This window comes from Pseudomonas graminis, assembly GCF_900111735.1.
GTDB lineage: Bacteria > Pseudomonadota > Gammaproteobacteria > Pseudomonadales > Pseudomonadaceae > Aquipseudomonas > Aquipseudomonas graminis.
Map to the genome: position 1 here is coordinate 46,610 of NZ_FOHW01000003.1, position 26,238 is coordinate 72,847.

Below are 26,238 nucleotides of genomic sequence, written 5' to 3' on the forward strand. Positions count from 1 at the left end.
GATTTGACGGTGCGGCGATGCAAAAGTGCCACGCCGGGGCGATGCACGATACCTGTTTCCCGCTGTTGGCGTTACGCTGGTGTGTGATGAATCGGCCGCCTCGCGCGCCGCCCGAATGCTGACTACGGTAAACCGCACATGAATAAACGCATCGCGCTGGTCCTGGGCTCCGGGGGCGCCAGGGGTTACGCGCATATCGGCGTCATCGAAGAGCTCGAACATCGCGGCTACGACATCGCCTGCATCGCCGGCTGTTCCATGGGCGCGGTGATCGGCGGGATCTACGCGGCGGGCAAGCTGCCCGAGTACAAGGCGTGGATCGAAAGCCTGGATTACCTGGACGTGTTGCGGCTGGTGGACGTGAGTTTCCGGCTGGGGGCGATTCGCGGCGAGAAGGTGTTCGGCAAGATTCGTGAAATCGTCGGCGAGATCAACATCGAGGACCTGCCGATACCCTACACCGCGGTGGCCACGGACCTCACCAATCAGCAGGAAATCTGGTTTCAGGAAGGCAATCTGCATTCGGCGATGCGCGCTTCGGCGGCGATCCCCAGCCTGTTCACCCCGGTGGTTCAGGGCAATCGCACCCTGGTCGATGGCGGGTTGCTGAACCCGTTGCCGATTGTGCCGGTGGTGTCCAGCCATTGCGATTTGATTGTCGCGGTCAATCTCAATTCCACCACCCAGAAGCATTACACGTTGCCCGTGATCGAGCGCCCGCCGGCGGTGAAGAAGCGGTTCGACGGGCTGATGAATTCCATCGGCTCGCACCTGCCGTTCCGCCGCAAGCTGGACCTGACCGGCGAAGACGGGTTGCGCCTGGCGCAGGAAAGTCTCAAGCCCAGCGCCGCCGTGCTGACGGGCAATCCGTGGTTGATGGCTGACATCGAATCCGCCGATCCCCAGGGCCAGCAACCCGCCGCCGCGCCCACCCAGCCCGGCGCCCCAAGATCGGCCAGCGGCTCAAGGATCATCGACAACGTCGGCCCGGCGTCGCTGCTGGACCTGATCAACCAGAGCTTCGAGGTGATGCAGACCTCACTGGCGCAATACAAGATCGCCGGCTACCCGCCCGACATCCTGATCAACGTGCCCAAACGCGTATGCCGGTTCTTCGAATTCTACAAAGCCCCGGAGCTGATCGCGCTCGGGCGGCAGATCGCCAGGGAAACGCTGGATCGGTATGAGCAGGAGCATTAAGGGCATGCCAACACGGTCGTCCGGCGTTTCAGCCAGACCCACTGGATGCATGCGATCGATTAGTGGGACCGGCTTCAGCCGGGAAGAGGCCCGCATGAACGCCATCAATCATGCGGTGTGACCATCGACGCCTTCCCGGCTAAAGCCGGTCCCACAAGTTGGCGTTTCAGCCAGACCCACTGGATGCATGCGATCGATTAGTGGGACCGGCTTCAGCCGGGAAGAGGCCCGCATGAACGCCATCAATCATGCGGTGTGACCATCGACGCCTTCCCGGCTAAAGCCGGTCCCACAAGTTGGCGTTCCAGCCAGACCCACTGGATGCATGCGATCGATTAGTGGGACCGGCTTCAGCCGGGAAGAGGCACGCATGAACGCCATCAATCATGCGGTGTGACCATCGACGCCTTCCCGGCTAAAGCCGGGCCCACGGAGGCTGTCCCGCGGAGTCTGATCCTTCACGCATTCACCAACCGATACCCGACCCCCGCTTCCGTCACGATGTACTGCGGCGCGGCGGGGTCGTCGCCGAGTTTCTGGCGCAGGTGGCCCACCACGATGCGCAGGTAATGGGTGTCTTCGACGTGGGTCGGGCCCCAGATGTCCTTGAGCAATTGCTGCTGGGTGATGACCCGCCCGGGATGCCGCGCCAGTTGCGCCAGCACCGCGTATTCCTTGCGGGTCAGGCCGACTTCGGTATCGCCCAGGGACACCCGGCGGTAGGCCAGATCGATGTTCAGCGGGCCAATGACCACCGCCGACTCTACCTGACCGCTCTCCGGCGCCTGGCGCAGCAGTGAACGAATCCGCGCCAGAAACTCCTGGATGCCAAACGGCTTGGTCACGTAATCATTCGCACCGGCGTCCAGGGCGCGAACCTTCTCGCCCTCGCTGGCACGCACCGACAGCACCAGTACCGGCACTGTCGACCACTCGCGAAACTGACTGAGCACGTCCTGCCCGTCCATGTCCGGCAGGCCCAGGTCGAGCACCAACAGGTCGGGTTTGTTGAGCGCGGCCTGAGTCAAGCCATCGCTGCCAGTTCCTGCTTCCAGCACTTTGTAGCCTTGTGACGCGAGGCTGATGCGCAGGAACTTGCGGATCTGCGGCTCGTCATCGATCACCAGAATGGTCGCCGTCTGGCTCATGGGTGTCCTGTCATTAGAAAAAAGGGCAGTTGCAAACGCACGTCAGCGTAGCGCAAAACGGTTTCAGACCGCCTGGTCCATTTCCGCCTCGGGTTGCGCCTGGAGCGGCAGATGCAGACTGATGCAGGTGCCGCGACCGTCGATGCCATCACCCACGCTGATCCGCCCGCCATGGGCGCCGACCATGCCCTGACAGATCGCCAGACCCAGCCCAGTGCCCTGCCCGCCTCGGTCACCCCGCGCGGCGGTGTAGAACATGTCGAAAATCTTAGCCCGTTCACCCTCGGGTATCCCCGGCCCCTCATCGCTGACGGCGAAGACGATCTCCTCGTTCTGCGCACTGACCGCCATCTGCAGACGGCCATTGACCGGCGAGAAGCGCGCGGCGTTTTCAATCACGTTGATCAACGCCTGCTCGATCAGCGCGGCGTGGACATACAGCAGCGGCAGCTCCGCCGGCAGTTGAGTCATGACTTGCAGCGGCGCGAGCACGGCGCGAAGGCGATTGAGCGCGCTGCCGACGATGTCACCCGGCGAGACCCAGTCCCGCGCCAGCTTCAGCGCGCCGTGGCCGAGGCGCGTCATGTCCAGCAGGTTCTGAATGTAGCGGTCCAGACGCTCGGCCTCGTCGCGTGTGCCTTCGAGCAACTCGCGACGGTCTTCCAGCGGAATCGCCTCGCCCAGCGCCAGCAGGCTGTCGATGCTGCCGCGCATGGCAGTCAGCGGCGTGCGCAGGTCGTGGGACACCGAGGCCAGCAAGGCGCTGCGCAGTTGTTCGGTCTCGCCATGCAAACGCGCGGCTTCCAAGTCCTCGGCCAGCCGCGCCCGCGCCAGGGCCTGGCCCAGTGGCTGACTCAGCGCCGTGAGCAAACGTCGACGCTGAGGCGTGAAGGTCTGGCCCTGTTTCGCACGAATCCCCAGCAACGCCAGCGGCGCGTCGTCGACCCACAACGGCAGCCACCACCAACTCCCCGACGGCAGCGTGCCGGTGCCCTTGCCCGCCGGTTGCCCGTGCTGCCAGGCCCAGTCCGCCGCCGCGCGCTCGAATTCGGAAAACTCCAGCGACCCGCCCACTTCGACCTTCCAGCCCTGTTCGCGATCATTGTCCAGCACGCACAGCTGCAACTCGCTCCAGCCGGCCAGGTGATGATCGGCGGCGCTCAGCACCGCCTGCCGATCGGTGGCGGCGGTCAGGCGGCGGGACAGGTCAAGGAGTTCGCTGGTTTCCTCCTGTGTGTCCCGCAGGGCCTGCAACTGGCGACGCTGGCGAGCGGCAAGATTGCCGGTCAGCGCCGCCATCAACAGAAAGAACAGCAACGTCAGCACGTCTTCTTCGCGCTGGATGCTCAGGGAAAAATTCGGGGGAATGAACAGAAAGTCATAGGCCAGAAACGACAGCACCGAACAGACCATCGCCGGGCCGACGCTACTGCGCACGGCCACCAGCAGCACGGCGGCGAGAAAGACGAGGGAGATATTCGGCAGCGCCAGCCAGCTGGATACCGCCCAGGCCAGAGCACTGGCGCCGACCGTGGCGAACAGCGCCAATGCGTAGTCGAACCAGACCAGATTGTGTGGCGTAGTGGATTGCGGCTGATCGGGGCGCGACTCGCTGTCGAGGACGTTGATTTCGAGGCCGTGGGCATTGCGCAGCAGACGCGACGCCAGGCCGCCGCCCAACACCCGACGGCGCATCGAAGGACGCGACTGGCCGACCAGCACCAGACTCGCGCGACGTTCGGTCGCGTGCTGAATCAACGTCTTCGCCACTTCCGGCGCGCGCAGCACCACCACTTCCCCACCGAGGCGTTCGGCGAGCTGCTGGGCGTTCTGCAAACGGCCGCGCGCCAGTTCATCGAAAAAGCGCCCGTTGTCGACGTGCACCAGGCTCCACGGCAGATGCCGACGCTGCGCGACCCGGCTGGCGTGGCGCACCAGACGCTCGGCCTGGGCATCACCGTCGATGCCGACCAGCAGACGACCGCGCACTGCGGGCGCCGACTGACCCAACTGCCGATAGCCCAGCGCCAGATCGTTGTCCACTTGGGCGGCGGCGGTCTGCATCGCCATTTCCCGCAGCGCGGTGAGGTTGGTCTGGGTGAAGAACGCATCAATGGCCGCGCGCGCCTGCTCGGGCACGTAGACCTTGCCGTCGCGCAGACGCTCCAGCAGCTCCCGGGGCGGCAGGTCGATCAGCACCAGTTCGTAGGCTTCCTGCAACACCCAGTCCGGCAGGGTTTCGCGCACTTGCACGCCGGTGATGCCGCGCACCTGATCGTTGAGGCTTTCAAGGTGTTGAACGTTGACCGTGGTGTAAACGTCAATCCCCGCCGAGAGCAGTTCCTGGATGTCCTGCCAGCGCTTGGCGTGTCGGCTGCCCGGCGCGTTGCTGTGGGCGAGTTCATCGACCAGCACCAGTTTGGGTTTCGCCGCGAGCAGACCGTCCAGGTCCATCTCTTCAAGCATGACGCCGCGGTATTCGGAGCGAAGCATGGGTTGCTGGGGCAATCCGCCCAGCAGCGCCTCGGTCTCGGCCCGGCCGTGGGTTTCGACGACCCCGGCCAGCAGCGAAACGCCCTGGCGCATCTGCGTGTGCGCGGCCTGGAGCATGGCGTAGGTTTTGCCCACGCCGGGCGCTGCGCCGAGAAACACCTTCAGCCGGCCGCGATCGTCCCGGGCAAGGTTGACCAGCAAAGCGTCGGCGCGGGTGGTTGAGTTCACGAAGGTTGTCCTGATCCATTGGATGACGGGTGATCGTTGGTTGTCGCCCACTCAGATGGGCATCACAGATCTCTATCCTGGCCGAGGCCAATTGGAGGAGCGCGCTTGCCCGCGAATGGGCCGGTACATCCGACGTTTCTCTATCGTCCGTGCCTATGTCTTCGCGGGCAAGCGCGCTCCTACAGGTCCGGTGTGCGCCACAGATGTCTGCCCCGGCCGAGATCCAAGTGTAGGAGCGCGCTTGCCCGCGAAGGGGGCGGTACATCCGACATCCCTCTATCGTCCGTGCCAACGTCTTCGCGGGCAAGCGCGCTCCCACAACTCCGGTGTGCGCCACAGAAGTCTGTCCAGCGGACTCAGTTCACGGCTTTGCCAGACGGTAACCGATTCAGACCCAGATTCAAGTCCAGCACGTTCACCACCGGCGGGCCGATCAGCGAGGTCTGGGTGTTGTCCGCCACCAGTTTCTGTACCGATTCGCGCGGCAGGTTACGCGCCGCTGCGATGCGGGACACCTGATATTCCGCCGCAGCCGGCGTCAGGTGCGGATCGAGGCCGCTGCCGGAGGTGGTCAGCAGGTTCAGCGGCACGGGGCCCTGGCTGTCGACTTTTTCCTTGGCGGCATCCTCGGCCACTCGCGTCGCCAGCGCCGGATTGCTCGGTGCCAGGTTGCTCGCGCCGCTGGCGACGGTGGCATAGGCGCCGGCAGACGGACGCGGATGAAACCATTCTTCGCCGGTGAAATTCTGGGCGATCAGCTCCGAGCCGATCACCTTCTCGTGGTCGTCGTAGACCAGGCTGCCATTGGCCTGATCCGGGAACGCCACCTGGGCGACGCCGGTCACCACCAGCGGGTAAGCCACGCCGGTGATCAGGGTCATCAAAACGATCAGGCTCACGGCCGGACGCAATACGCTGGACATCATTCAATCCTCATTTCGAAGTGAGCGCCGCGCGGGATCAGTCACCACGCGGCGCGATCAACGGGTTAAACCAGGTGCAGAGCCGTCAGCAGCAGGTCGATCGCCTTGATGCCCACGAACGGCACGACCAGCCCGCCGAGGCCATAAACCAACAGGTTGCGGCGCAGCAAATGCGCAGCGCTCGCGGCCTGTACCCGGACACCGCGCAGTGCCAGCGGGATCAGCACGACAATGATCAGCGCGTTGAAGACGATGGCCGACAGGATCGCGCTCTGCGGGCTGGCCAGGTGCATGATGTTGAGCACGCCCAGTTGCGGATAAATCGCCGCAAACAGCGCCGGCAGGATGGCGAAGTACTTGGCCACGTCATTGGCGATGGAAAAGGTCGTCAAGGCGCCGCGGGTCACCAGCAATTCCTTGCCGATCTGCACCACGTCCAGCAGCTTGGTCGGGTCGCTGTCGAGATCGACCATGTTGGCCGCTTCCCGTGCCGCCTGGGTGCCATCGTTCATCGCCATGCCGACGTCGGCCTGGGCCAGCGCCGGGGCGTCATTGGCACCGTCGCCACACATCGCCACCAGACGCCCGTCGTTCTGCTCCTGACGAATACGCTCCAGCTTCTTCTCGGGGGTGGCTTCGGCCAGCACGTCATCGACGCCGGCTTCTGCCGCGATCGCTGCCGCCGTCAGCGGGTTGTCGCCGGTGACCATGACCGTGCGAATGCCCAGCTTGCGCAGTTCTTCAAAACGCTCGCGAATGCCTGGTTTGACGACGTCCTTGAGGTGAATCGCGCCCAGCAGTTTGCCATCGCCGCAGACCAGCAACGGGGTGCCGCCGGTCTTGGCGATCTTGTCGATTTCCCGCGCCAGTACCGGCGGCAGTTCACTGCGGTCACGGCCGAGGAATTTCAGCAGCGAGTCGACGGCGCCCTTGCGATACACACGACCCTCGAAATCGACGCCGGACAAACGGGTTTCCGCCGTGAACGGCACCGGCGTCAACTGGCTCGGCGCAGGTTCGGTCATCGGGTGCAGCCCGCGCAGGTATTCGACGATGGACTTGCCTTCGGCGGTGTCATCCGCGAGCGAAGCCAGCAGCGTGCCTTCGCTCAGCTCTTTCGGCGTCACGCCCGGCGCGGCGTACACCGCCGCACAACGACGGTTACCGAAGGTGATGGTGCCGGTCTTGTCCAGCAGCAGCACGTGCACGTCACCTGCCGCTTCCACAGCACGGCCGGATTTGGCGATCACGTTGAGGCGCACCAGGCGGTCCATGCCGGCAATACCGATGGCCGAAAGCAGGCCGCCGATGGTGGTCGGAATCAGGGTGACCAGCAGCGCCACGAGGAACACCAGCGGCAGGTTACCCCCAGCGAAATGCGCGAACGGCTGCAGGGTCACGACCACCAGCAGGAAGATCAGGGTCAGGCCGATCAGCAGAATGTCGAGGGCCACTTCGTTGGGGGTCTTCTGGCGTTTGGCACCTTCGACCAGCGCAATCATGCGGTCCAGGGTCGACTCGCCCGGGTTCGCGCTGATGCGCACCAGCAGCCAGTCGGAGACCAGTCGGGTATTGCCGGTCACGGCCGAGCGGTCGCCGCCGGACTCGCGAATCACCGGCGCAGACTCACCGGTAATCGCCGCTTCGTTGACCGCCGCGATGCCTTCGATCACCTCGCCGTCGCCGGGGATCATCTCACCGGCTTCGACGCGCACCACATCACCCTTGCGCAGGGTCGCAGCATTGACCATTTCGTAGCTGCCGTTGGCGTTCTGCTTCCGCGCCTTCAGGCCTTCGCTGCCCGCTTTCAGGCTGTCGGCGCGGGCCTTGCCGCGGCCTTCGGCCAACGCTTCGGCGAAGTTGGCGAACAACACGGTGAACCACAGCCAGATCGCGATCTGCACCGCGACCGACGTCGGGACTGCCGGATCAGGGATCAGGCACAGCACGGTGGTCAGAATCGCGGTCAGTTCGACCACCAGCATCACCGGCGCACGGTGCAGCTGGCGCGGGTCGAGCTTGACGAACGCCTGCACCAGCGCCGGGCGCCAGAGGGCGGCAAGGCCGGTTTTGGCTGATACGGGCTGCGCGTCGCGGCTTGCGGCCTTGCTGGCCTGACTTTTACTGTCCGGGCTCTTTGTTACGGGGGCTTGCATGTTCATGGTGTGGTCCTCAGAAGCCCAGGCTCAAATGTTCGGCGATCGGTCCCAGTGCCAGGGTCGGCAGGAACGTCAGGCCACCCACGAGCAAGATGGTCACGGTCAACAGGGTCACAAACAGCGGGCCGTGGGTCGGGAAGCTGTTCTGGCCCAGCGGCGAGCTTTTCTTCGCCGCCAGACTGCCGGCCAGCGCCAGCACCGGCAGGATGTAGCCGAAGCGGCCGATGAACATCGACAGGCCCAACATCAGGTTGTGGAAGGTGGTGTTGCCGCTGAAACCGCCGAAGGCCGAACCGTTGTTGGCGGTCGCCGAGGTGTAGGCATAAAGCAACTGACTGAAACCGTGGGCGCCGGGGTTGCTCACCGCCCCCGCCGGGCCGGGCAACGACGCCGCCAGCGCACCGAACACCAGTACCCCGACCGGCATCACGATCAACGTCGCCACCAGCAACTTCACCTCACGAGCCTGCAGCTTCTTGCCGAGGTATTCCGGGGTGCGGCCGATCATCAGCCCGGCGAGGAATACCGCGATCAACACGTTCAGCAACATGCCGTAGAGGCCTGCGCCGACGCCGCCGAAGATCACTTCACCGACCATCATGTTGGCCAGGGCGATCATCCCGGTGAGCGGGTTGAGGCTGTCATGCATGCCGTTGACCGAACCGTTGGACGCCGCCGTGGTGGTCGCCGCCCAGAGCACGGTGGCCGTGGTCCCAAAGCGGGTCTCCTTGCCTTCCATCGGCGCGGTCTGCTCAACCGAGGCAACATTCAGCGCAGGATTGGGCTGGTACTCGGCCCACATCGCCGTCGCGCCGCCAATCAGGAACAGCGCCAGCATGCAGGCGATGATCGCGCGGCTCTGGCGCATGTCCTTCACGTAATGGCCGAAGGTGAACACCAGCGCCACCGGAATCAGGATGATCGACACCAGCTCGAACAGATTGCTCCAGATGGTCGGGTTCTCGAACGGATGCGCCGAGTTGACGCCGAAGAAGCCACCACCGTTGGTGCCCAGTTGCTTGATCGCAATCTGGCTGGCGGCCGGGCCGAGCGGAAGGGCCTGGTCGGTACCTTGCAGGGTGACGGCGTCCACGTAATGGGCGAAGGTTTGCGGCACGCCCTGCCAGACCAGCATCAGTGCCAGTACCAGACACAGCGGCAGCAGGCCGTAAAGGGTCGCGCGGGTCATGTCCGCCCAGAAGTTGCCCAGGTGCTGTGTCGAGCGACGGCTGATACCGCGGCAGAACGCGACCAGCACGGCGATGCCGGTGGCGGCGCTGACGAAGTTTTGCACGGTCAGGCCGGCCATCTGGCTGAGGTAGCTCAGGGACGCTTCGCCGCTGTAGCTCTGCCAGTTGGTGTTGGTGACGAAGCTCATGGTGGTGTTGAACGCCAGCGACCACTCCATGCCCGGCAGGCCCTGTGGGTTGAGGGGCAGCGAGCCTTGCAGGAGCAGGATGGCGAACAGCACGACGAACCCGGCCAGGTTGAAGGCCAGCAGGGCAATTGTGTAGGTTTTCCAGTTTTGTTCGATCGAGGGGTCGACGCCGGACAGGCGATAGCAGATGCGTTCGACCGGGCCCATGACCGGGGTCAGAAAGGTGCGCTTGCCTTCCATGACGTTGTAGTAGAACCGTCCCAGCAGCGGCGCGGGCAACAGCACCAAGGAGAAAAACGCCAGTATCAGCAGGTAGTCGTAACCGTGCATGGCCGTTACTCCTCGACCCGGCCGGCGCGCAGGAGCGCGACCAGCAAGTAAACGAATAACCCTGCTGCGAGCAGCAGTGACACCCCATCCAGAACGCTCATGAAAAACTCTCCGTCATACGGCGACTGCCGTGTGGGGCAATTGTGTTCAGTGGGGGTGTAAAGGAACGAGAGCGACGGAGGGTGGAGGGCATAAAGAAAGCGTAAAGAGTGGTTGTTTTCGGGGCTCTGGGGGCTTTACGCGGCGTTTATATCCATTATCTGTGTGTGCAGTTATTAGGGTTCCGCCCTTACGGCGGGTCACTTTTGGCAAAAGCGCCCCAAAAGTAACCAAAAACGCTTTGCTCCTGGTTTGGCCCGACTTCGTCGGGTTCCCTCACTCCGACGACGCTCCGTGGGCCCGCGCCGAACGGACATCCATGTCCTGACGGCGCTCTCGCCGCATCCATGCGGCTCGACCCACTGCGCGTCGTCTACGATCGGCCTGCACCCAAGTCGCGTTTTGCGGTGTTTGGACTTTATGTGTATGGAGATCAAAAGCCAAAAGCCAAAAGCCGAAAGCCGAAAGCCGAAAGCCAAAGCAGATCAAAAGCTTCCCGGCTAAAGCCAGTCCTACAAAGACATCGCATGCTTACAGTGGGATTGGCGGTGACCTCGACTGTAGGACCGGCTTCAGCCGGGAAGCTGTTGATTCGCTTTAGATCTTGATCTTGATCTTCATACGCAAGACGTCCAGACGACACCAATCGCGACTTGGGTGCAGGCTGAGCGCAGGTCTTGCGGAGTGGGCCGAGCCGCATGGATGCGGCGAGAGCGCCGTCAGGACATGGATGTCCGTTCGGCGCGGGCCCACGGAGCAAGACCGGAGTGAAGGAACCCTGACGAAGGAAGGGCCCAACCAGGAGCAAGCACCCTTGGTTACTTGGGGATGGTGCGACTTTCGACTTTTCCAAGTAACTCGCCGAAGGCGAAACGGTCTGCCCCCAGGCAGACGCTCTTGATCTTAAGGATCTTGATCTTGATCTTGATCTCGGCGTACTCAGCCACACCGCAGATGTACCTGACTTGATACATTCAAGACAACCCACCGACACCTGCCCCCCTCACCCTTCCGCCCCGCTCGCCAGCGAAGTAGCATGGCAGCGTCGACTCCTATCCGCGGCCCAATCGGCGGCACCACACGGCGGCAGCACCATGCAGACAACACCCGACAGCCCCACCGCCACCGCGCCAAGCGAAGAGCGCCGCTGGAACACCCGCGCCCTCATCGTCGACGACGACATCCCCATCCGCGAACTGCTCTGCGACTACCTCGCCCGCTTCAACATCCACAGCACCGGCGTCACCGACGGCAACGCCATGCGCCTGGCCCTGACCGAAAACACCTACGACGTCGTCGTCCTCGACCTCATGCTCCCCGGCGAAGACGGCCTCTCCCTCTGCCGCTGGCTGCGCAGCACCTCCGACATCCCCATCCTCATGCTCACCGCCCGCTGCGAACCCACCGACCGCATCATCGGCCTGGAACTCGGCGCCGACGACTACATGGCCAAACCCTTCGAGCCTCGCGAACTCGTTGCACGCATCCAGACCATCCTGCGCCGCGTGCGCGACGACCGTACCGAAGAACGCACCACCCTGCGCTTCGACAACTGGCGCCTGAACAGCGTCCTGCGCCAACTCACCGCGCCGGACGGCCTCGTCGTGCCCTTGTCCAACGCCGAGTTCCGCCTGCTGCGGGTCTTCCTCGAACGGCCGCGTCGCGTGCTCAACCGCGAACAACTGCTCGACGCCGCCCGCGGCCGCTCCATCGAAGCCTTTGATCGCAGCATCGACCTGCTCGTCTCGCGCCTGCGCCAGAAGCTCGGCGATGACCCGAAATCCCCGCAACTGATCAAAACCGTGCGCGGCGAAGGCTACATGTTCGACGCCCGGGAGATTGGTTGATCCGCTCGGCCGACACCCTGTTTGCCCGGCTGTTTGGCGGGGCGCTGCTGGCGATCGTCCTCGCCCACCTCCTCGCGTTTGTCTGGTTCCACTACTACGGCCCGCGAATGCCGCCTCCGCCCGGTTGCGATCGACCGATGGCCGGCCAGATGCAAGCGCCGTCCGACCGCGACCCTGCCGCCGAGGCAGGCCAGAACGACAGGCGTCGGCCGCCGTGCCGCCCGCCGCTGCTGGGCATTCCGCTGGTGCCCTTGCTGTTCCAGCTGATCAGCCTGGTGCTGGCTGCCTGGTTCGGCGCCAAGGCCCTGAGCCGGCCGATCCGCCGATTGAGCGACGCGGCCGAGCGCCTCAGCGAAAACCTCGACAGCCCCCCGCTGGCGACTAATGGTCCTCGCGAGGCACGTCAGGCGGCGCAGGCGTTCAACCTGATGCAGGAACGCATTCGCGAACAAGTGAGACAGCGCGGGCGCATGCTCGCCGCCGTGTCCCATGACCTGCGCACGCCCCTCGCGCGCCTGAAACTGCGGGTCGAGCAGATCGACGAACCGCGGCTGCACGGGCAGATGAGCCAGGACCTCAACGACATGATTGGCATGCTCGACGCGACCCTGACCTACCTCAACGAACAGCGCACCAGCGAAGCCCTGCAGTACTTCGACGTGCAGGCGCTGATCGAATCCCTGGCCGAAAACGCCCAAGACAATGGCGACGACATTCAGGCGAGCGGCACCTGCCGGCCACTGAATTCCCAGCCCATGGCCCTGCGTTCGTGCTTGAACAACCTCATCGACAACGCCCTGCGTTACGCCGGGCATGCGCGGGTGGAGATTGAGGACGCCAGTGATCGCCTGCGGGTCAGCGTCATCGATCACGGCCCGGGCATTCCCGAAGACCTGCGGGAAGTGGTGTTCGAGCCCTTCTACCGCGTCGAAAGCTCGCGCAATCGCAACTCGGGCGGCGTCGGCATCGGCATGACCATCGCCCGGGAAGCCGCGCGCCGAATGGGCGGCGACCTGCGCCTCGAACAAACCCCCGGCGGCGGTTTGACCGCCGTGCTGGATCTGCCGCGAATCTGATCCGGCGGCGTCAGCAGCGACGGGGCCGGGTGCGTTCGGTGGTACTGGCGATGGAGCCCATTGTGGGACCGGCTTCAGCCGGGAATTCGTCAGGCGTCACACCGCAGATATGACGGTGTTCGGATTGACCTCCTCCCGGCTGAAGCCGGTCCCACGGAGCGAAGTTTCACGCAAGCGCTCAGGTAACTCCGCCGGTACAAATCCAACACACCCACGACACGCCTTGCCTTGACGCTGCATAAGCCGGAGCACCGCCCCGGCATTATCCATCTGATGGGGAGTCAGTCCGATGATCACAGGCGTCAGCGGCAATAGCAGTTATTCCAGTTACACCAGTGCCAGCACGAGCAGCACCAGCACCGCCAACAGCAAGAAGTTCGCCGATGAGTTATTGAAGAAACTCGATGCCAACGGCGACGGCAGTGTCGACAAGGACGAGTTGAGCTCGGCGCTGTCATCGGATTCCAAAGACGGCGTTACCGTCAGCCTGAGCAAGGCATTCGGCGATCTCGACGGCAATGACGACGACAGCCTCGACGCCGATGAACTGGCTGCCTTGACGCCTCCGCCGCCACCACCCATGCAGATGGACGGCAGCTCTGCGGCGGATGACGCGCAAAACCTGCTGAGTGCGCTGGACAGCGACGGTGACGGCACGGTCAGCAGCGATGAACTCACCACTGCGCTGAGCAGTTCAGGCAGCAGCGCCGACAGCAGTAAAGTGTTCGATGCCCTGGACACCAACAAGGACGGCACCGTCAGCATTGACGAATTGACCGCGAGCCTGCAGGCCCAACAACCGCCGCCTCCGCCCCCTGCCGAAGACGCCAGTGACCTGTTCAGCAGCCTGGACAGCGACAGTGACGGCAGCATCACCGCGGCCGAACTGACCAGCGCGTTACAGGGCACGACGAATTCGGCAAGCGCCTCGTCCAGCAGCCAGACCGCCTCTACGCAAACAGCCACTTCGCAAACCACCACCCAGGCCACTGAAGCCCTGAAGCGCATGGTCGCGGCCCTAAGTGATCGCTACAACCTCAACGGCAGCGCCACGTCCGGCAAGTACGTGAGCACGTCGGCCTGACGAAAAAAAACCGCCGCCGAGCTCAGCCCGGCGGCGGTTTTTTATGCGCGTGTTTTTTAAGGGTGTGAGCTACTTGACCGGCTGCCGCGCGCGACTGTCGCCCGCCCAGTCCAGCAGCAAGCTGTAGGCCACCGCCAGCAAGGTCGGGCCGATGAACAGACCGATGAAGCCGAACGCCAGCAACCCGCCAAACACTCCGAGCAAGACAATTACCAACGGTAGATTGCCGCCGCGGCTGATCAGGTACGGCTTGAGCACGTTATCGACGCCACTGACGATGAACGTGCCCCAAAGGCCGAGAAAAATCGCCATGCCGTAATCGCCTCGCCAGGCCAGCCACGCCGTGGCCGGTATCCAGATCAGCGGTGGGCCCATGGGCACGAGGCTCAGCAGGAAAGTGCCGATGCCCAGTACCAGCGCGCCCGGCACACCGGCAATCAGGAATCCGATCAGTGCCAGCACCGCTTGCGCCGCTGCCGTACCGATCACACCGTTGACCACCCGTTGCACCGTGCCGGCCACCAGATCGAGGTAATACTGCGCGCGATCGCCAATCAGCCGTTCCAGCAGACTCAGCACGAACGCTGCCACTCGCGGCCCGTCGCGGTAGAAAAAGAACACGAAGACGATGCTCAGGGTCAGCTCAAGAATGCCGCCGCCGATTTGCGCACTGCGCGCCAGCAGCCAGTTGCCGACCTGCCCCAGATAAGGCCGGACGCTGACCAGCAGCGCCGCGCCCTGTTGGTCGATGGTGTTCCAGTAACCCACCAGTCGCTCGCCCACCAGCGGAATACCCGCCAGCCAGGTGGGTGGATCCGGCAGACCGTCCACTTGCACGTCCTTGACGAACGCCGTTGCATCGCGCACGTGATCCGCGAGATTGAAGCCCAGCCAGACCAGCGGTGCGAGCACCAGCACCATCCAGCCCAGTGTCAGAATCGCCGCCGCGAGGGATTCACGCCCCTTGAGCGCGCGGGTCAGCAGACGCATCAGCGGCCAGCTGGCGAACGCCAGTACCGCACCCCAGAACAGCGCCGACCAGAACGGCACCATCACCCACAGACAGGCGCCGAATAGCGCGAGCAGGAGAATCTGCACCAACAGGCGATCGTTATTGAACATCGGTCATTCAGCCCATTCTTTATTGACGGTAAAGGCGATTGTCAGCCAACGATCAGGGCCGGTACCTCCGACCTCTTCGCCTATCTCATCCCGGATCAGATCCCAAGCCTCCAGGGAGCGTGGCGGCAAGCCCGGGGGAACGATAAAGTAAATCTCGATCTGTCTACCGCGCCCCACACGGGCCACATAGGCACGGTAGGAAAGAAAGCCATGTCGCTGGACAGCATCGCTAGCAACGTCATCGACTCTTTTCTTCATTTCTGTCGGGGTCACCAGCAGAACATCTGCGAGAGCGTCACGAATCGTCGGCAGAGGTAGAGGTAAAACGATGACACAAACAAGCGCTAACACCGCTGGATCTATATAAGGCGATAACCATTCCAGCTCTGTGCCCCTGATAACCCAGCCGGTCAGGAACGCGAGTAACAAAGCGCCGGTCATTGCGGCGGAGATCGTCCAGGCTTTTACGTCCAGGGCAATGAAGCTTGAATGGAGTCGTTTGTTTGCTCGTCGGCCATAGATGATCATGCCAACCGCGCTCACAAGGGCCACTAAAGCGAAAACGAGCGCGAGATCGAAGTCCAGATGTCGCCCGCCCCCCATCAGGCTTCCAACGGCCATGATCAAACCATAGCCAGCGGTGCCCACCAATAGAGTCCCGGACAAACCAAGCACAATGGGCTCAAGGTGCCAGAACCCCATTGTGAAGTTCCTGGTCAGGCGGGCTCGACCGACATCGTTGTGAGAGAAGGCAATCAGCTTGGCAACGACCAGAGCGAAGCTCGTCATGATTGCGTCGATAAGGGTGTATACACCGTCAAAAATAATCGACGCAGATCCGGTCAGCAGACCGAAAACCACCCCAAAAATAGCCAGAGCAAACGTCACAATAATGGAAAGGCGAAGCACGCTTGGTTCTGTCATCTGACTCACGGGTACGATTGAAGGGCGGCATTGTATACACACGGTGAAGTCAGACCAAGCTTGGCTCTGCGGCCGTCAGCGAATGAGCTCGAGGGTCAGGCCGGGATTTTTGCGGTCGCCTGCTTCCAGGCGTGCGGCGCGCACGCCTTTGGCCACTAGCGCCTGTCGCCAGGCCTCGCGCTGATCCCCGGAAAGGGTGACGCGCAAGGTGCTGTCCAGATTCAAGCCACGGGACAGCAAGGTGATCCAGGGTTCCTGCGGCTCTGCGGTCAGCATCGGCAGCTCGAGCTCGCCGGTGCTTTTCAGCTCGCGCAACAGGGTCGCCGAAGTCGGCAGCAAATCCCCGAGCGGGGTGCTCGATTGAAATTGCTCGACGTGAAGGAACGCCCGGCGGTTACCGCGGGTGATGCCGTACAACGCTACGAGCGTGTTGTCCGCCGGGGCGGCCAGGCGCAGCAGCAGATAGGACTGGCCGTTGTCGGCGCCATACAACTTGGCGTTGCCGAACACCTCGTTGGCCCACAGGCTGCTTTCGCCGCAATCGCGCGCCTGGCACCAGAAGAGCAACTGCGCGCCCTGCTGCTGCAACGCTTCGCGGGCAGCGGTGAACGCCTCGTCGGCGCTGTGCTCGACCGGCAATTGATAAGTGATGGCAGTGACATCGCCACGCCCTGACACCTGCCCGTCGAAGCGCAACTGGCCGCTGATCTTGCGGATCGAACCCAGCGGGTAGATACGCTCCAGCTCGACGGCAGGCCGATAATCGACGATTTCCGCGTCTTCAAGTCGCGGCAGATTGGGCAAATCCTGACTGCCGGGAACGTCGGCTGCATGGGCGATGGCGCTGAACCCGGTGAGCAGCAGCGTGAGCCCGAGCGTGCGGGTTAAGGTGTGGGCAAACGTCATGGATGCACTCATGGCAGGTCAATCGGCGAGGCAGCCATTGAAGCGGCAGGCAGGGCAATCGGCAGGCAAAACAAAGCCGCGACAACGCGCGGCAAGCATGAAAATAAAACGGTGCGGCGTGGGCAGTGGTCCATCGTGCAGTCTCCTGTTTCAACTGCCCCAGCCTCGGCAGTTGCAGGTCGCAAGTCAAGGAACGGCGAAGAAGCGATTGAAACAGTCTGCAACAGAGCGCGCACCCGCCTCATCGTTAAGGTGCAGATGGTGGCCGCCCGGCAAGGACGTCACCGTAAAAGGAACGCTGGCGAGCAGCTCCCGGTTCTGCGCCAGCATTCCCTCCTCGGCGACGATCAACTGCGCCGGACAGCGCACCGCGGTGACAAAAGACAGCGCCTGAGCTCGTGTCAGACGAATCGCCGAGGGCAAGGTCAGTCGGCTGTCGCTGCGCCAGGTGTAACCACCCGGCACCGGCATCAAGCCACGCTGAGCCAACAGTTCAGCCGCCTCACGACTGACCGCCACCATGCCTTTCATCCGCGCCTCCACTGCACGGTCCATGTCCGGGTAGACCGGCTTGCGCTTGCTCTGCCGGGTCAATTGCGCCTGCAGCGCTGCGCCCATGCGCTCTACGACAGACTCTGGCTCGCCCACCGGTGGCACCAACCCGTCGATCAAGGCCAGACGGCTCACCCGCTGGGGGACGGCCGCCGCAACGATCACCGAAATGATCGCCCCCAGCGAGTGACCCAGCAGGGAGAAGCGCTCCCAGCCCATCTGCTCCGCCACCTGCAATACATCGTGGGCGTAGTCCGGCAAGCCATACGCCGAACCCGGCGGACGGTGGTCGGAGTGACCATGCCCGGCCATGTCCAGCGCCAGTATCCGCAGCCCTTCAAGCTTGGGCGCCAGCCGCGCGAAGCTGTTGGCGTTGTCCAGCCAGCCATGCAGGGCGATCACCGGAATGCCGTCCTGGGGACCAAACAGATGAGCCGCCAGCTCGATATGGGGCAGGCTCAGGCGGATCTCTTCCACCGAGCAAGTCATGCGCGGGCTCGGTGCAGCGCAGCGTCAGCGTTTGCCGTTGCAGTTGCAGTTGCAGTTGCAGTTGCAGTTGCGGCGTCAGCGCCGGCCGTCCAGCGGGAAAACAGCGTTGTGAGCATGCGGGCGGTGTCCTCGGGATGTTCGAGCGGGAACATATGCCCGCCGGGCACGGAAAGATACACGCCCTCGCGCATGCTTTTGACCGACAGCGCATGGTGCCGACGCACAACATCGCTGCTTTCACCGCGCACCATCGCCAACGGCACCCGCAACTGACGGGCAAGGCCGGGGCTGGTGTGGGGCACGCTACGGTAGATGCTGATTTCGGTGGCGGGATCGAAGCGCAAGCGCAACCCGTCGCCATCGGCCTGCAACCCGTGGCGCAGATACGCCTCGAAACACTCGGGATCGAAACGCCGGAACAGTGACTTACCGGCAAAGTACTCCCGCGCGGCCTCGACGCTGCTGAACACCTCCCGGCGCCCGAGCGTCCGGCCTGCGGGCGTAATGCGATCGATGAAACCGAAGCGCTTGGCCGCCCGAATCATCCACTGATCGAAACGCGTCAGCACCGGCGAATCGAGCATGACAACGCCCCGGTACAACTCCGGATGGCGCAGCGCCGCATGGTAATGCAGCACGCCACCCAGCGAATGTCCGACACCCCACACCGGTTGCGGCTGCTCGCGCAAATGGTGGATCAACTCATCCACCAGCTCCGGCCAGTTGTCCGTCACCGGAAATTGCGGGTCATGGGCATGCTGCTCCAGATGCCGAACCTCAAACTCTGGCCCTAGCGCGGCGAACAACTTGCCGTACGTGCCCGACGGGAAACCATTGGCGTGAGCGAAAAACAAAAGTTGAGACATGCCGACACACCCAGAGCAACCCGAACAAGCGGCGATTGTGCGCACCACGCGCGAACAGCGGCAATGACCGGAACTGCCATCGATGAGGCCACTCCGGTCATGGGCGTGTTTATCTGGGTGGGTGGCAGCGCCACGGCAGAGACGCGAAGCGTCTGAGGCGGCATTCCCACGCGGAGCGTGGGAACGATCAGATGTTAGAGCTCAAGAAATACAGGCGCCTGGACTGGCCTCTTCCCGGCTAAAGCCGGTCCCACTAACAGCGGCGCGTGCAGTCAGTGGGACCGACGATGACCCTGTGGGACCGGCTTCAGCCGGGAAGCTTTTGATCTGCTTTAAAGCGCCGTTGATCTTCCTGCGCAAAAAGTCCAGACACCGCCAATCGCGACTTGGGTGCAGGCTGAACGCAGGTCTCGCGCAGTGGGCCGAGCCGCAGGAATGCGGCGAGAGCTGCCCCCAGGCAGACGCTCTTGATCTTGGACCAAAGCACCTCATACATCAGCGAGAAGGAGGCTGCTCCCCATGGGGCACTACCGCCACCGTCAACCGGGAAATACAACAGGCCTTGCCATCCTCCGTCGTCAGACGAATATCCCAGACATGGGTCGTACGACCGATATGCACCGGGTGCGCCACCGCCGTCACCCGCCCGCTGCGCACCCCGCGCAAATGGTTCGCGTTGACCTCGATCCCCACACAAAAAAACCGATCCGTATCGATCACCAGATAACTGGCCGTAGACCCCACCGTCTCCGCCAGCACCACCGACGCCCCGCCGTGCAACAAGCCGTAGGGCTGGTGGGTGCGCTCATCCACCGCCATGCTCGCCGTCAAAGACCGATCGTCGACGGCTTCAAACCGGATATCCAGCACCTCACCGATGGTGTTCTTCTGCTTCGCATTAAGCGCGTCGAGGTCCGGAGGGCTACGCCATACACTCATGGTTCTTCCTTGTTATTTTCAGGGTTTGGAGCACTTGTTTCATTCAACGACGGGGAGCGCAGCAAACCGCTCCCCGCTCCTTGTTTCATTCATTCAGCGTGCCAAACATCCACCAGTTCCATCGCGCCAGCAAGGGGCAAATCCGCCTCAAGCTGAGCAAGACTGGCGGTGTGCATCGGTTGCGCCTGCTGCACAGAGCCCTGCACCGCCAGGCCGATCAACGAGCCCACCAAAGGTTGATGACTGACCAGCAACACATTCTCTTCGCTGTACGCATCCAGCAGCTCCAGCACCTTGTGCGGATTGCTCTCAGGCGTCAGCCACGGCACGGTCACGATGGCCTCTGCAAACCCAAGCGCCTGTCGGACCAGCTCGGCGGTCTGCCGGGCACGCACATACGGGCTGGCGATGATCCGCTGCACGGGTTGCCCCATCAAGTGGGCCGCAATGCGCAAGACCTCTTCGCGGCCATTGGCAGTCAGCTCTCGCTCGGCGTCCGTACGGGCCTGAGGTTTGGCCTCGCCGTGGCGCAGAATCCAGACCTTCACAGTTTTGGCCCCTCACCGGGCGTGGACGGCGGCGTAACCGGCGCCGATGGCGATGGCGATGTGTCGACAGCGGCGTTCGACGTGTCGGGAACCGCCGGCGAAGTTTCGGCACCCGGTTGCGGCGTGTCGGAAACCGTTGGCGTTGCAGCAGGAACCGGCTGCGGAGTCGCAGGCGCCGGTTGCGGCGTGGCTGGAGCGGGTTGCGGAGCAGAAGGCGCCGGTTGCGGCTTGACCGCCACAACGTGCGGCGCCTCGCCCTCAGGCGCACGCGGCGTTGGCCAATCGGCGAACGGCCATGGCTTCTGATCGGTGTGGAAGGTGCCGAAACGGCCGATCTGCGCCAGGTACTGGCTCAGGCTGTCGCCGAACGACATCACGCTGAGGCTCGGCGCGCCGTTGAAAAGCCGGTAGACGAGCTGCACGAGGACAGCCACCGCCAGCACCACTTCCGCCACCTGCCAGACCAGCACAAACAGCACCATCCACAGGATGCGCAGAAGGATCGATTCGTGTTGCTTGAGTTTTGATTCGTTCAAGAGCTTCTCCGTGTGGTGATCAGTTGAAATCACTGGTTGAAATGAAATCGACGTCGGTCTTGGGTTCGGCGCGCATCAGCAACTCGATGACCTGCTCCAGCGTGCGGCCCTCGAACAGAATGGCGTGAAGCCCGGCCACCAGGGGCATGTAAACCTGCAGCTCCTGCGCCTTGGCCTTGAGCACCTTGAGCGTGTTGACGCCCTCCGCGACCTCACCCAGTCGGGTCACCGCTTCCTCCAGGCTCAGGCCCTGCCCCAGGGCAAAGCCGACCTGGTAATTGCGGCTCTTCGGCGAAGAACAGGTAACGATCAGATCGCCGACCCCGGCCAGGCCCAGGAAGGTCATCGGATTGGCACCCTGACTGACCGCAAACCGAGTCATTTCCGCCAGCGCGCGAGTGATCAGCATGCTCTTGGTGTTCTCGCCCATGTTCAGCGCCACCGCCATGCCGGCAATGATGGCGTAGACGTTTTTCAGTGCGCCGCCCAGCTCGACGCCAAAACGGTCGGCACTGGCGTATACGCGGAAGGTGCGGCCATGCAGTGCGGCCTGAACCTGCTGGCAGAGATCCTCGTCTTCGCTGGCGACCACCGTGGCGGTCAGGGCGTGTTCGGCGATTTCGCGGGCCAGATTGGGGCCGGACAGCACGCCGATTCGCGCAGCGGGCGCGATGTCCTGAAGGATCTCGCTCATGAGTTTGAAGGTGTCGGCCTCGATGCCCTTGGTCAGGCTGACCAGCATCTTCCCGGCGAGCAGGTCGACGTGCGGGGTCAGTACACCACGCAGCGCGCTGGACGGCAGTGCGACGAAGACCAGTTGGCTGTCTTGCAATGTGGCGTGCAGGTCGGTGACCGGCTCGACGCCTTCGAGCACCTTGATGCCCTTGAGGTAGCGCGGGTTCTCGCGGTTGATGCGGATCGCCTCCGCCTGCTCCGGATCGCGCATCCACTGCGTCACCCGATGACCGTTGCCGGCCAACAGATTGGCCACTGCGGTCCCGAAGCTGCCGCCGCCAAGGACCGCTATTGGTTGCTGCTGGGTCATAAAACAATCCATTCAGGGCCATCACATCTGGCGATGGGGCATTATACGGAGCGTCAGGCTCGGGGCCAGCGGCAAAAGGTGCCCCCACGAACTTACAGCCGATCCCCCACTCTTGCCGAGGAAATTGCCCACGGCTCGGTTAAGATGCGCCCTCGAGATGAAAATTCCTCAGCGGCGCCGATGAGCTATCGTCAGGTCGCTCCCGAAGAGATCCGTCACATGACACCAAGCGTCTACCTCACGTGCCCCGTCAGGATTCCCCATGCCTGAACATCGGCAAACCCTCCTGGCCCAGACAGCCGGAACCGCCTCGTGACGGCTCAGCGCGGCTGGAACATCAGCACCCGCACGCAGATCCTCAGCCTCGGCCCGGCGTTGCTGCTGACCTTGTTGCTGATCAGCTTCTTTACCGTGGTGCGGATTCAGGACCTGCGACAGGAACTCAATCACACCGGGCAACTTATCGCCAACCAACTGGCCCCCGCGTCGGAATACGGCGTCATCGTCGGCAACAACGCCGTTCTTGAAAACCTGATGAACGCCACGATGAACACGCCCCATGTGCGTTTCCTCGAAGTGCGCAACAGTGCCGGCAAAGTACTGGTTCATGTCGAACCCGCCGAGGAGCAAGGGCATTCGCGGCAAATGGAAGTGTTCCAGGCACCCATCCGCCTGCAGTCGGCCAAGTCCCCACAGCTGACCGAAAATGCCGACCAGGCGGTTTCCGATGGCGACATCAGCGTGCCGGTCGAAGGTTATCTGGGCCGGGTGCTGGTGGGTATGTCCAGTGACGCCTTCAATCAGCGCGAGCAGGAGATACTGCTCAAAGCCGGCGTGTTGGCGATGTTTGCCCTTCTGTTTACTTACATGCTGGCAAGACGTCTGTCGCTGAGCCTGTCCCAGCCGATCAGCGCCATGAGCGCGGCAGTGAAGGCCATTCAGCAGGGCGATTACTCGGTCCCGCTGCCCGTTGCAGATGATGCCGAACTGGGCGATCTGGCGCGACACATCAACAACCTGGCCCTGGGCCTGGAAAAGGCCAGCCGCGAGCAGAAGCAGGCGATGGACGAACTCATCCGCACCCGCGAAGAGGCCGAGCGCGCCAACAACGCCAAGTCCGAATTCCTGGCCATGATGAGCCACGAGTTGCGCACGCCGATGAATGGCGTGCTGGGCATGCTGCAGTTGATGGAAACCACCAAGATGACCGACGAGCAGGCCGAATATGCCGCGCTGGCCATGGAATCCACCGAGCACCTGCTGCGCGTCATCAACGACATTCTCGATTTCTCCCGCTTCGAGCGCGATGCGCTGGAACTGGAGAGCATTCCATTCAACCTCGCCGACCTGATCAGCACCTCGGTTCAGGCGTTTGCCCATAACGCACAGCAGCGCGGGCTGGCACTGGAACTGGACCTGCCGCCCTCAATGGAGGCGTTGCAGGTCAAGGGCGACCCGACGCGCATCCGGCAGATTCTGGTCAACCTGATCGGCAACGCGCTGAAATTCACCGAATTTGGCAGCGTGCGGGTCGAGGCGGGCTTTACCCTCGCCGACCCGCACCACATCCGGTTTACCTGCGCGGTGCGCGACAGCGGCATCGGGATCTCTCCGGACCTGCTGGAATCGATGTTCGACGCGTTTCAGCAAGCGGACAACTCCATCTCCCGGCGCTATGGCGGCACCGGCCTGGGCCTGCCCATCGCGCGCAATCTGGCCGAGCGCATGGGCGGGTCGCTGCGGGCGCAAAGCAGCGAAGGACTTGGTTCCGTTTTCCAGTTGCAAATCCCGCTTCAGCGGGTTCAACAGGCGGTGATCAAGCCCGAGTCCGGCGCGGTGGGTGAATTACCCCAGAGCCGTGACGCCTGCGTGTTGCTGGTCGAGGACAACCCGGTGAACCGCACGGTGGTCGAAGCGATGCTGCGCAGCCTGGGTTTGCAGGTGAGTGTGGCGGCAGATGGCCTTGAAGCGGTGAACATGGCCGGCCGGGAAAGCTTCGCGGTGATCCTGATGGACTGCCGACTGCCGGTCATGGACGGCTATGAAGCGACGCGCCAGATCCGATTGCTGCCGGGGCTGGCGACGGTGCCCATTATTGCCCTCACCGCCAACGCCCAGCATGGCGACCGGGAAATTTGTCTGCAGGCCGGAATGAACGATTACCTGGCGAAGCCGTTCAAACGTACTGATTTACAGCAGGTTTTGCAGCGCTGGCTGACCATTAAGGCATCTGCGACTGGCGGTAAATGATAAATTGCGGCAGTCTTGTGTGCCGATTCGACCCACGCCAACGCGCGGACGAAAAATTTCAGTGCACAGGTGTACATTCATTTCACCCGTGCTGTGACTTTCACTACAACGCAATAGTCTATGAGTAGGCTGCCAGCAGAGGGATGACCCGCTGGCCAGACTGGGTAAGTAACGCCACACCCTGCCGCACAGGATTATCGAGGAGTTCGCATGACCAAACAAAACGCCTTTACCCGGGAAGATCTGCTGCGCTGCAGTCGCGGCGAGCTGTTCGGCCCAGGTAACGCGCAATTGCCCGCCCCCAACATGCTGATGGTTGATCGCATCACCCATATCAGCGAAGAAGGCGGCAAGTTCGGCAAAGGTGAATTGGTCGCCGAACTCGATATCAACCCGGACCTGTGGTTCTTCGCCTGTCACTTCGAAGGTGACCCGGTGATGCCAGGCTGCCTGGGCCTCGATGCCATGTGGCAACTGGTCGGCTTCTTCCTGGGCTGGCAAGGCCTGCCGGGCCGCGGCCGGGCACTGGGCTCGGGCGAAGTGAAATTCTTTGGTCAGGTCCTGCCGACTGCCAAGAAGGTCACCTACAACATTCACATCAAGCGCGTCCTCAAAGGCAAGCTGAACCTGGCGATCGCCGACGGTTCGGTCAGCGTGGACGGCCGTGAAATCTATACCGCTGAAGGCCTGCGTGTCGGCGTCTTCACTTCCACTGAAAATTTCTAAGGGTATTCGCATGCGCCGCGTCGTTATCACTGGTCTGGGCATTGTTTCCTGCTTGGGCAATGACAAAGACACCGTCTCCGCCAACCTGCGTGCAAGTCGCCCTGGCATCCGTTTCAATCCGGAATACGCCGAAATGGGTCTGCGCAGCCAGGTATCGGGCTCCATCGACCTCAACCTTGAAGAGCTGATCGATCGCAAGATCTTCCGCTTTGTGGGTCACGCTGCTGCGTACGCCTACCTTGCGATGAAAGATGCTGTGACCGATTCCGGTCTGACCGAAGAGCAGGTGTCCAACCCGCGCACCGGTCTGATCGCCGGCTCCGGCGGTGCATCGACGCTGAACCAGATGGAAGCGCTGGATATTCTGCGCGAGAAAGGCGTTAAGCGCGTCGGTCCCTACCGCGTGACCCGCACCATGAGCAGCACGGTGTCGGCGTGTCTGGCGACGCCATTCAAGATCAAGGGCCTGAACTACTCCATCGCCTCTGCCTGCGCCACCAGTGCTCACTGCATCGGTACCGCCATGGAACAGATTCAGATGGGCAAGCAGGACATCGTGTTTGCCGGCGGTGGCGAAGAGGAGCACTGGAGCCAGTCGTTCCTGTTCGACGCCATGGGCGCGCTGTCCAGCAAACGCAACGACACCCCGGAACAGGCTTCCCGTGCCTATGATGCTGACCGTGACGGTTTCGTCATCGCCGGTGGCGGCGGCATGGTCGTGGTCGAGGAGCTGGAACACGCTCTGGCCCGTGGCGCAAAGATCTACGCGGAGCTGGTTGGTTACGGCGCGACGTCCGACGGTTACGACATGGTCGCTCCGAGCGGCGAAGGCGCCATCCGCTGCATGCAGCAGGCGCTGTCTACCGTTGATGGCACCATCGACTACCTGAACACCCACGGTACTTCTACTCCAGTCGGCGACGTCAAGGAAATGGAAGGTGTCCGTGAAGTGTTCGGCGACAAGGCCCCTGCGATCAGCTCTACCAAGAGCCTGTCGGGTCACTCCCTGGGCGCCGCCGGTGTTCACGAAGCGATTTACTGCATGCTGATGATGGAAGGCAACTTCATGGCCGGTTCGGCCAACATCGACGAGCTGGACCCAGCCGTCGCAGACATGCCGATCCTGACCAAGACCCGCGAAAACACCGAGCTGAATCTGGTGATGAGCAACAGCTTCGGCTTCGGTGGCACCAACGCCACCCTGGTGATGAAGCGCTGGACTGGCAAGTAATCGAGTCAGTTACAGACAAAGGGCGCCCCTCGGGGCGCCTTTTTTATGGCCAGGTGAAATGCATTGATAGTGCCCAAACCGGCCGCTTCCCGGCTGAAGCCGGTCCCACGACAGCACCGCATGCTTTCTGTGGGACCGG

Annotated in this window: 20 protein-coding genes and 4 pseudogenes; 8 read left to right on the forward strand and 16 right to left on the reverse strand. The window is 63.0% G+C overall.

All coding sequences use genetic code 11. From position 1 onward, the window contains the following. Positions 1–138: 138 nt before the first annotated feature. Entirely contained in the window at positions 139–1,200 is a 1,062-nt protein-coding gene (locus tag BMY98_RS03730) for a patatin-like phospholipase family protein (RefSeq protein ID WP_074884891.1), read from the forward strand. 458 nt (positions 1,201–1,658) lie between these two features. Here BMY98_RS03730 and BMY98_RS03735 read toward each other — a convergent pair whose 3' ends face one another. The 7 genes from BMY98_RS03735 to BMY98_RS27250 all read right to left on the reverse strand — a co-directional run bounded on the left by BMY98_RS03735 (position 1,659) and on the right by BMY98_RS27250 (position 10,932). Further along, positions 1,659–2,348: a response regulator gene (locus BMY98_RS03735; RefSeq protein ID WP_074884893.1), complete on the reverse strand. Its 690-nt coding sequence runs from the start codon at positions 2,346–2,348 to the stop codon at positions 1,659–1,661. Positions 2,349–2,411: 63 nt separating this feature from the next. Beyond that, a complete protein-coding gene (locus BMY98_RS03740; RefSeq protein ID WP_074884896.1) occupies positions 2,412–5,069 on the reverse strand; it encodes a sensor histidine kinase in 2,658 nt (885 codons plus the stop codon). A 356-nt stretch (positions 5,070–5,425) separates the two neighbouring features. Then, on the reverse strand, positions 5,426–5,992 hold the full coding sequence (gene kdpC, locus BMY98_RS03745; protein WP_074885334.1) for a potassium-transporting ATPase subunit KdpC: 567 nt from the start codon (positions 5,990–5,992) through the stop codon (positions 5,426–5,428). Between the two features lie 65 nt (positions 5,993–6,057). Beyond that, positions 6,058–8,154, reverse strand: a complete 2,097-nt coding sequence (gene kdpB, locus BMY98_RS03750) for a potassium-transporting ATPase subunit KdpB (RefSeq protein WP_074884899.1) — start codon at positions 8,152–8,154, stop codon at positions 6,058–6,060. A gap of 10 nt (positions 8,155–8,164) precedes the next feature. Next, positions 8,165–9,859, reverse strand: a complete 1,695-nt coding sequence (gene kdpA / locus BMY98_RS03755; RefSeq protein ID WP_074884902.1) for a potassium-transporting ATPase subunit KdpA — start codon at positions 9,857–9,859, stop codon at positions 8,165–8,167. A 5-nt stretch (positions 9,860–9,864) separates the two neighbouring features. Next, positions 9,865–9,960, reverse strand: coding sequence for a K(+)-transporting ATPase subunit F (kdpF, locus tag BMY98_RS03760; protein WP_037009437.1), 96 nt, complete (start codon positions 9,958–9,960; stop codon positions 9,865–9,867). 816 nt (positions 9,961–10,776) lie between these two features. Next, positions 10,777–10,932, reverse strand: coding sequence for a hypothetical protein (locus BMY98_RS27250; protein ID WP_158273357.1), 156 nt, complete (start codon positions 10,930–10,932; stop codon positions 10,777–10,779). Positions 10,933–11,052: 120 nt separating this feature from the next. On the opposite strand from BMY98_RS27250, the gene BMY98_RS03765 reads away from it, so the two are divergent. The 3 genes from BMY98_RS03765 to xopAW all read left to right on the forward strand — a co-directional run bounded on the left by BMY98_RS03765 (position 11,053) and on the right by xopAW (position 13,965). Further along, a complete protein-coding gene (locus BMY98_RS03765) occupies positions 11,053–11,805 on the forward strand; it encodes a response regulator (RefSeq protein ID WP_074884905.1) in 753 nt (250 codons plus the stop codon). Further along, positions 11,802–12,881 carry a sensor histidine kinase gene (locus BMY98_RS03770; protein ID WP_074884908.1) on the forward strand — a complete coding sequence of 360 codons (1,080 nt, stop codon included), beginning with the start codon at positions 11,802–11,804 and terminating at the stop codon, positions 12,879–12,881. Before BMY98_RS03765 ends, BMY98_RS03770 begins: the two co-directional genes overlap by 4 nt. Positions 12,882–13,170: 289 nt before the next feature. Beyond that, complete coding sequence (xopAW, locus tag BMY98_RS03775) at positions 13,171–13,965, forward strand: XopAW family type III secretion system calcium-binding effector (RefSeq protein ID WP_074884910.1); 795 nt, start codon at positions 13,171–13,173, stop codon at positions 13,963–13,965. A gap of 69 nt (positions 13,966–14,034) precedes the next feature. On the opposite strand, the gene BMY98_RS03780 is transcribed toward xopAW, so the two are convergent. The 9 genes and pseudogenes from BMY98_RS03780 to BMY98_RS03825 all read right to left on the reverse strand — a co-directional run bounded on the left by BMY98_RS03780 (position 14,035) and on the right by BMY98_RS03825 (position 21,892). Beyond that, positions 14,035–15,087: an AI-2E family transporter gene (locus BMY98_RS03780; protein ID WP_074884913.1), complete on the reverse strand. Its 1,053-nt coding sequence runs from the start codon at positions 15,085–15,087 to the stop codon at positions 14,035–14,037. Between the two features lie 3 nt (positions 15,088–15,090). Then, positions 15,091–16,011, reverse strand: coding sequence for a cation diffusion facilitator family transporter (locus BMY98_RS03785; RefSeq protein WP_074884916.1), 921 nt, complete (start codon positions 16,009–16,011; stop codon positions 15,091–15,093). A gap of 75 nt (positions 16,012–16,086) precedes the next feature. Further along, entirely contained in the window at positions 16,087–16,917 is an 831-nt protein-coding gene (locus BMY98_RS03790; protein WP_175514141.1) for a DUF4892 domain-containing protein, read from the reverse strand. Positions 16,918–17,103: 186 nt separating this feature from the next. Continuing rightward, a complete protein-coding gene (locus BMY98_RS03795; protein ID WP_074884924.1) occupies positions 17,104–17,958 on the reverse strand; it encodes an alpha/beta hydrolase in 855 nt (284 codons plus the stop codon). An 89-nt stretch (positions 17,959–18,047) separates the two neighbouring features. Then, positions 18,048–18,824: pseudogene (locus BMY98_RS03800) on the reverse strand (alpha/beta fold hydrolase); the annotation flags it as partial. A gap of 495 nt (positions 18,825–19,319) precedes the next feature. Further along, a complete protein-coding gene (locus BMY98_RS03810) occupies positions 19,320–19,763 on the reverse strand; it encodes a hotdog fold thioesterase (protein ID WP_074884934.1) in 444 nt (147 codons plus the stop codon). 89 nt (positions 19,764–19,852) lie between these two features. Further along, positions 19,853–20,311: a phosphohistidine phosphatase SixA gene (sixA, locus tag BMY98_RS03815; protein WP_074884936.1), complete on the reverse strand. Its 459-nt coding sequence runs from the start codon at positions 20,309–20,311 to the stop codon at positions 19,853–19,855. A gap of 215 nt (positions 20,312–20,526) precedes the next feature. Then, positions 20,527–20,847, reverse strand: a pseudogene (locus BMY98_RS27550) (DUF4389 domain-containing protein); the annotation flags it as partial. 19 nt (positions 20,848–20,866) lie between these two features. Next, complete coding sequence (locus BMY98_RS03825; protein WP_074884939.1) at positions 20,867–21,892, reverse strand: NAD(P)H-dependent glycerol-3-phosphate dehydrogenase; 1,026 nt, start codon at positions 21,890–21,892, stop codon at positions 20,867–20,869. Between the two features lie 312 nt (positions 21,893–22,204). Between BMY98_RS03825 and BMY98_RS03830 the strand changes: the two are divergent. The 4 genes and pseudogenes from BMY98_RS03830 to fabB form a co-directional block, all read left to right on the forward strand. After that, positions 22,205–23,675, forward strand: a pseudogene (locus BMY98_RS03830) (ATP-binding protein); the annotation flags it as partial. Between the two features lie 86 nt (positions 23,676–23,761). Continuing rightward, positions 23,762–24,142 (forward strand): annotated as a pseudogene (locus BMY98_RS27995) (response regulator); the annotation flags it as partial. Positions 24,143–24,352: 210 nt separating this feature from the next. Next, on the forward strand, positions 24,353–24,868 hold the full coding sequence (gene fabA / locus BMY98_RS03835; RefSeq protein ID WP_074884946.1) for a 3-hydroxyacyl-[acyl-carrier-protein] dehydratase FabA: 516 nt from the start codon (positions 24,353–24,355) through the stop codon (positions 24,866–24,868). A 10-nt stretch (positions 24,869–24,878) separates the two neighbouring features. Next, entirely contained in the window at positions 24,879–26,099 is a 1,221-nt protein-coding gene (gene fabB / locus BMY98_RS03840) for a beta-ketoacyl-ACP synthase I (protein WP_074884949.1), read from the forward strand. Positions 26,100–26,238 lie beyond the last annotated feature (139 nt).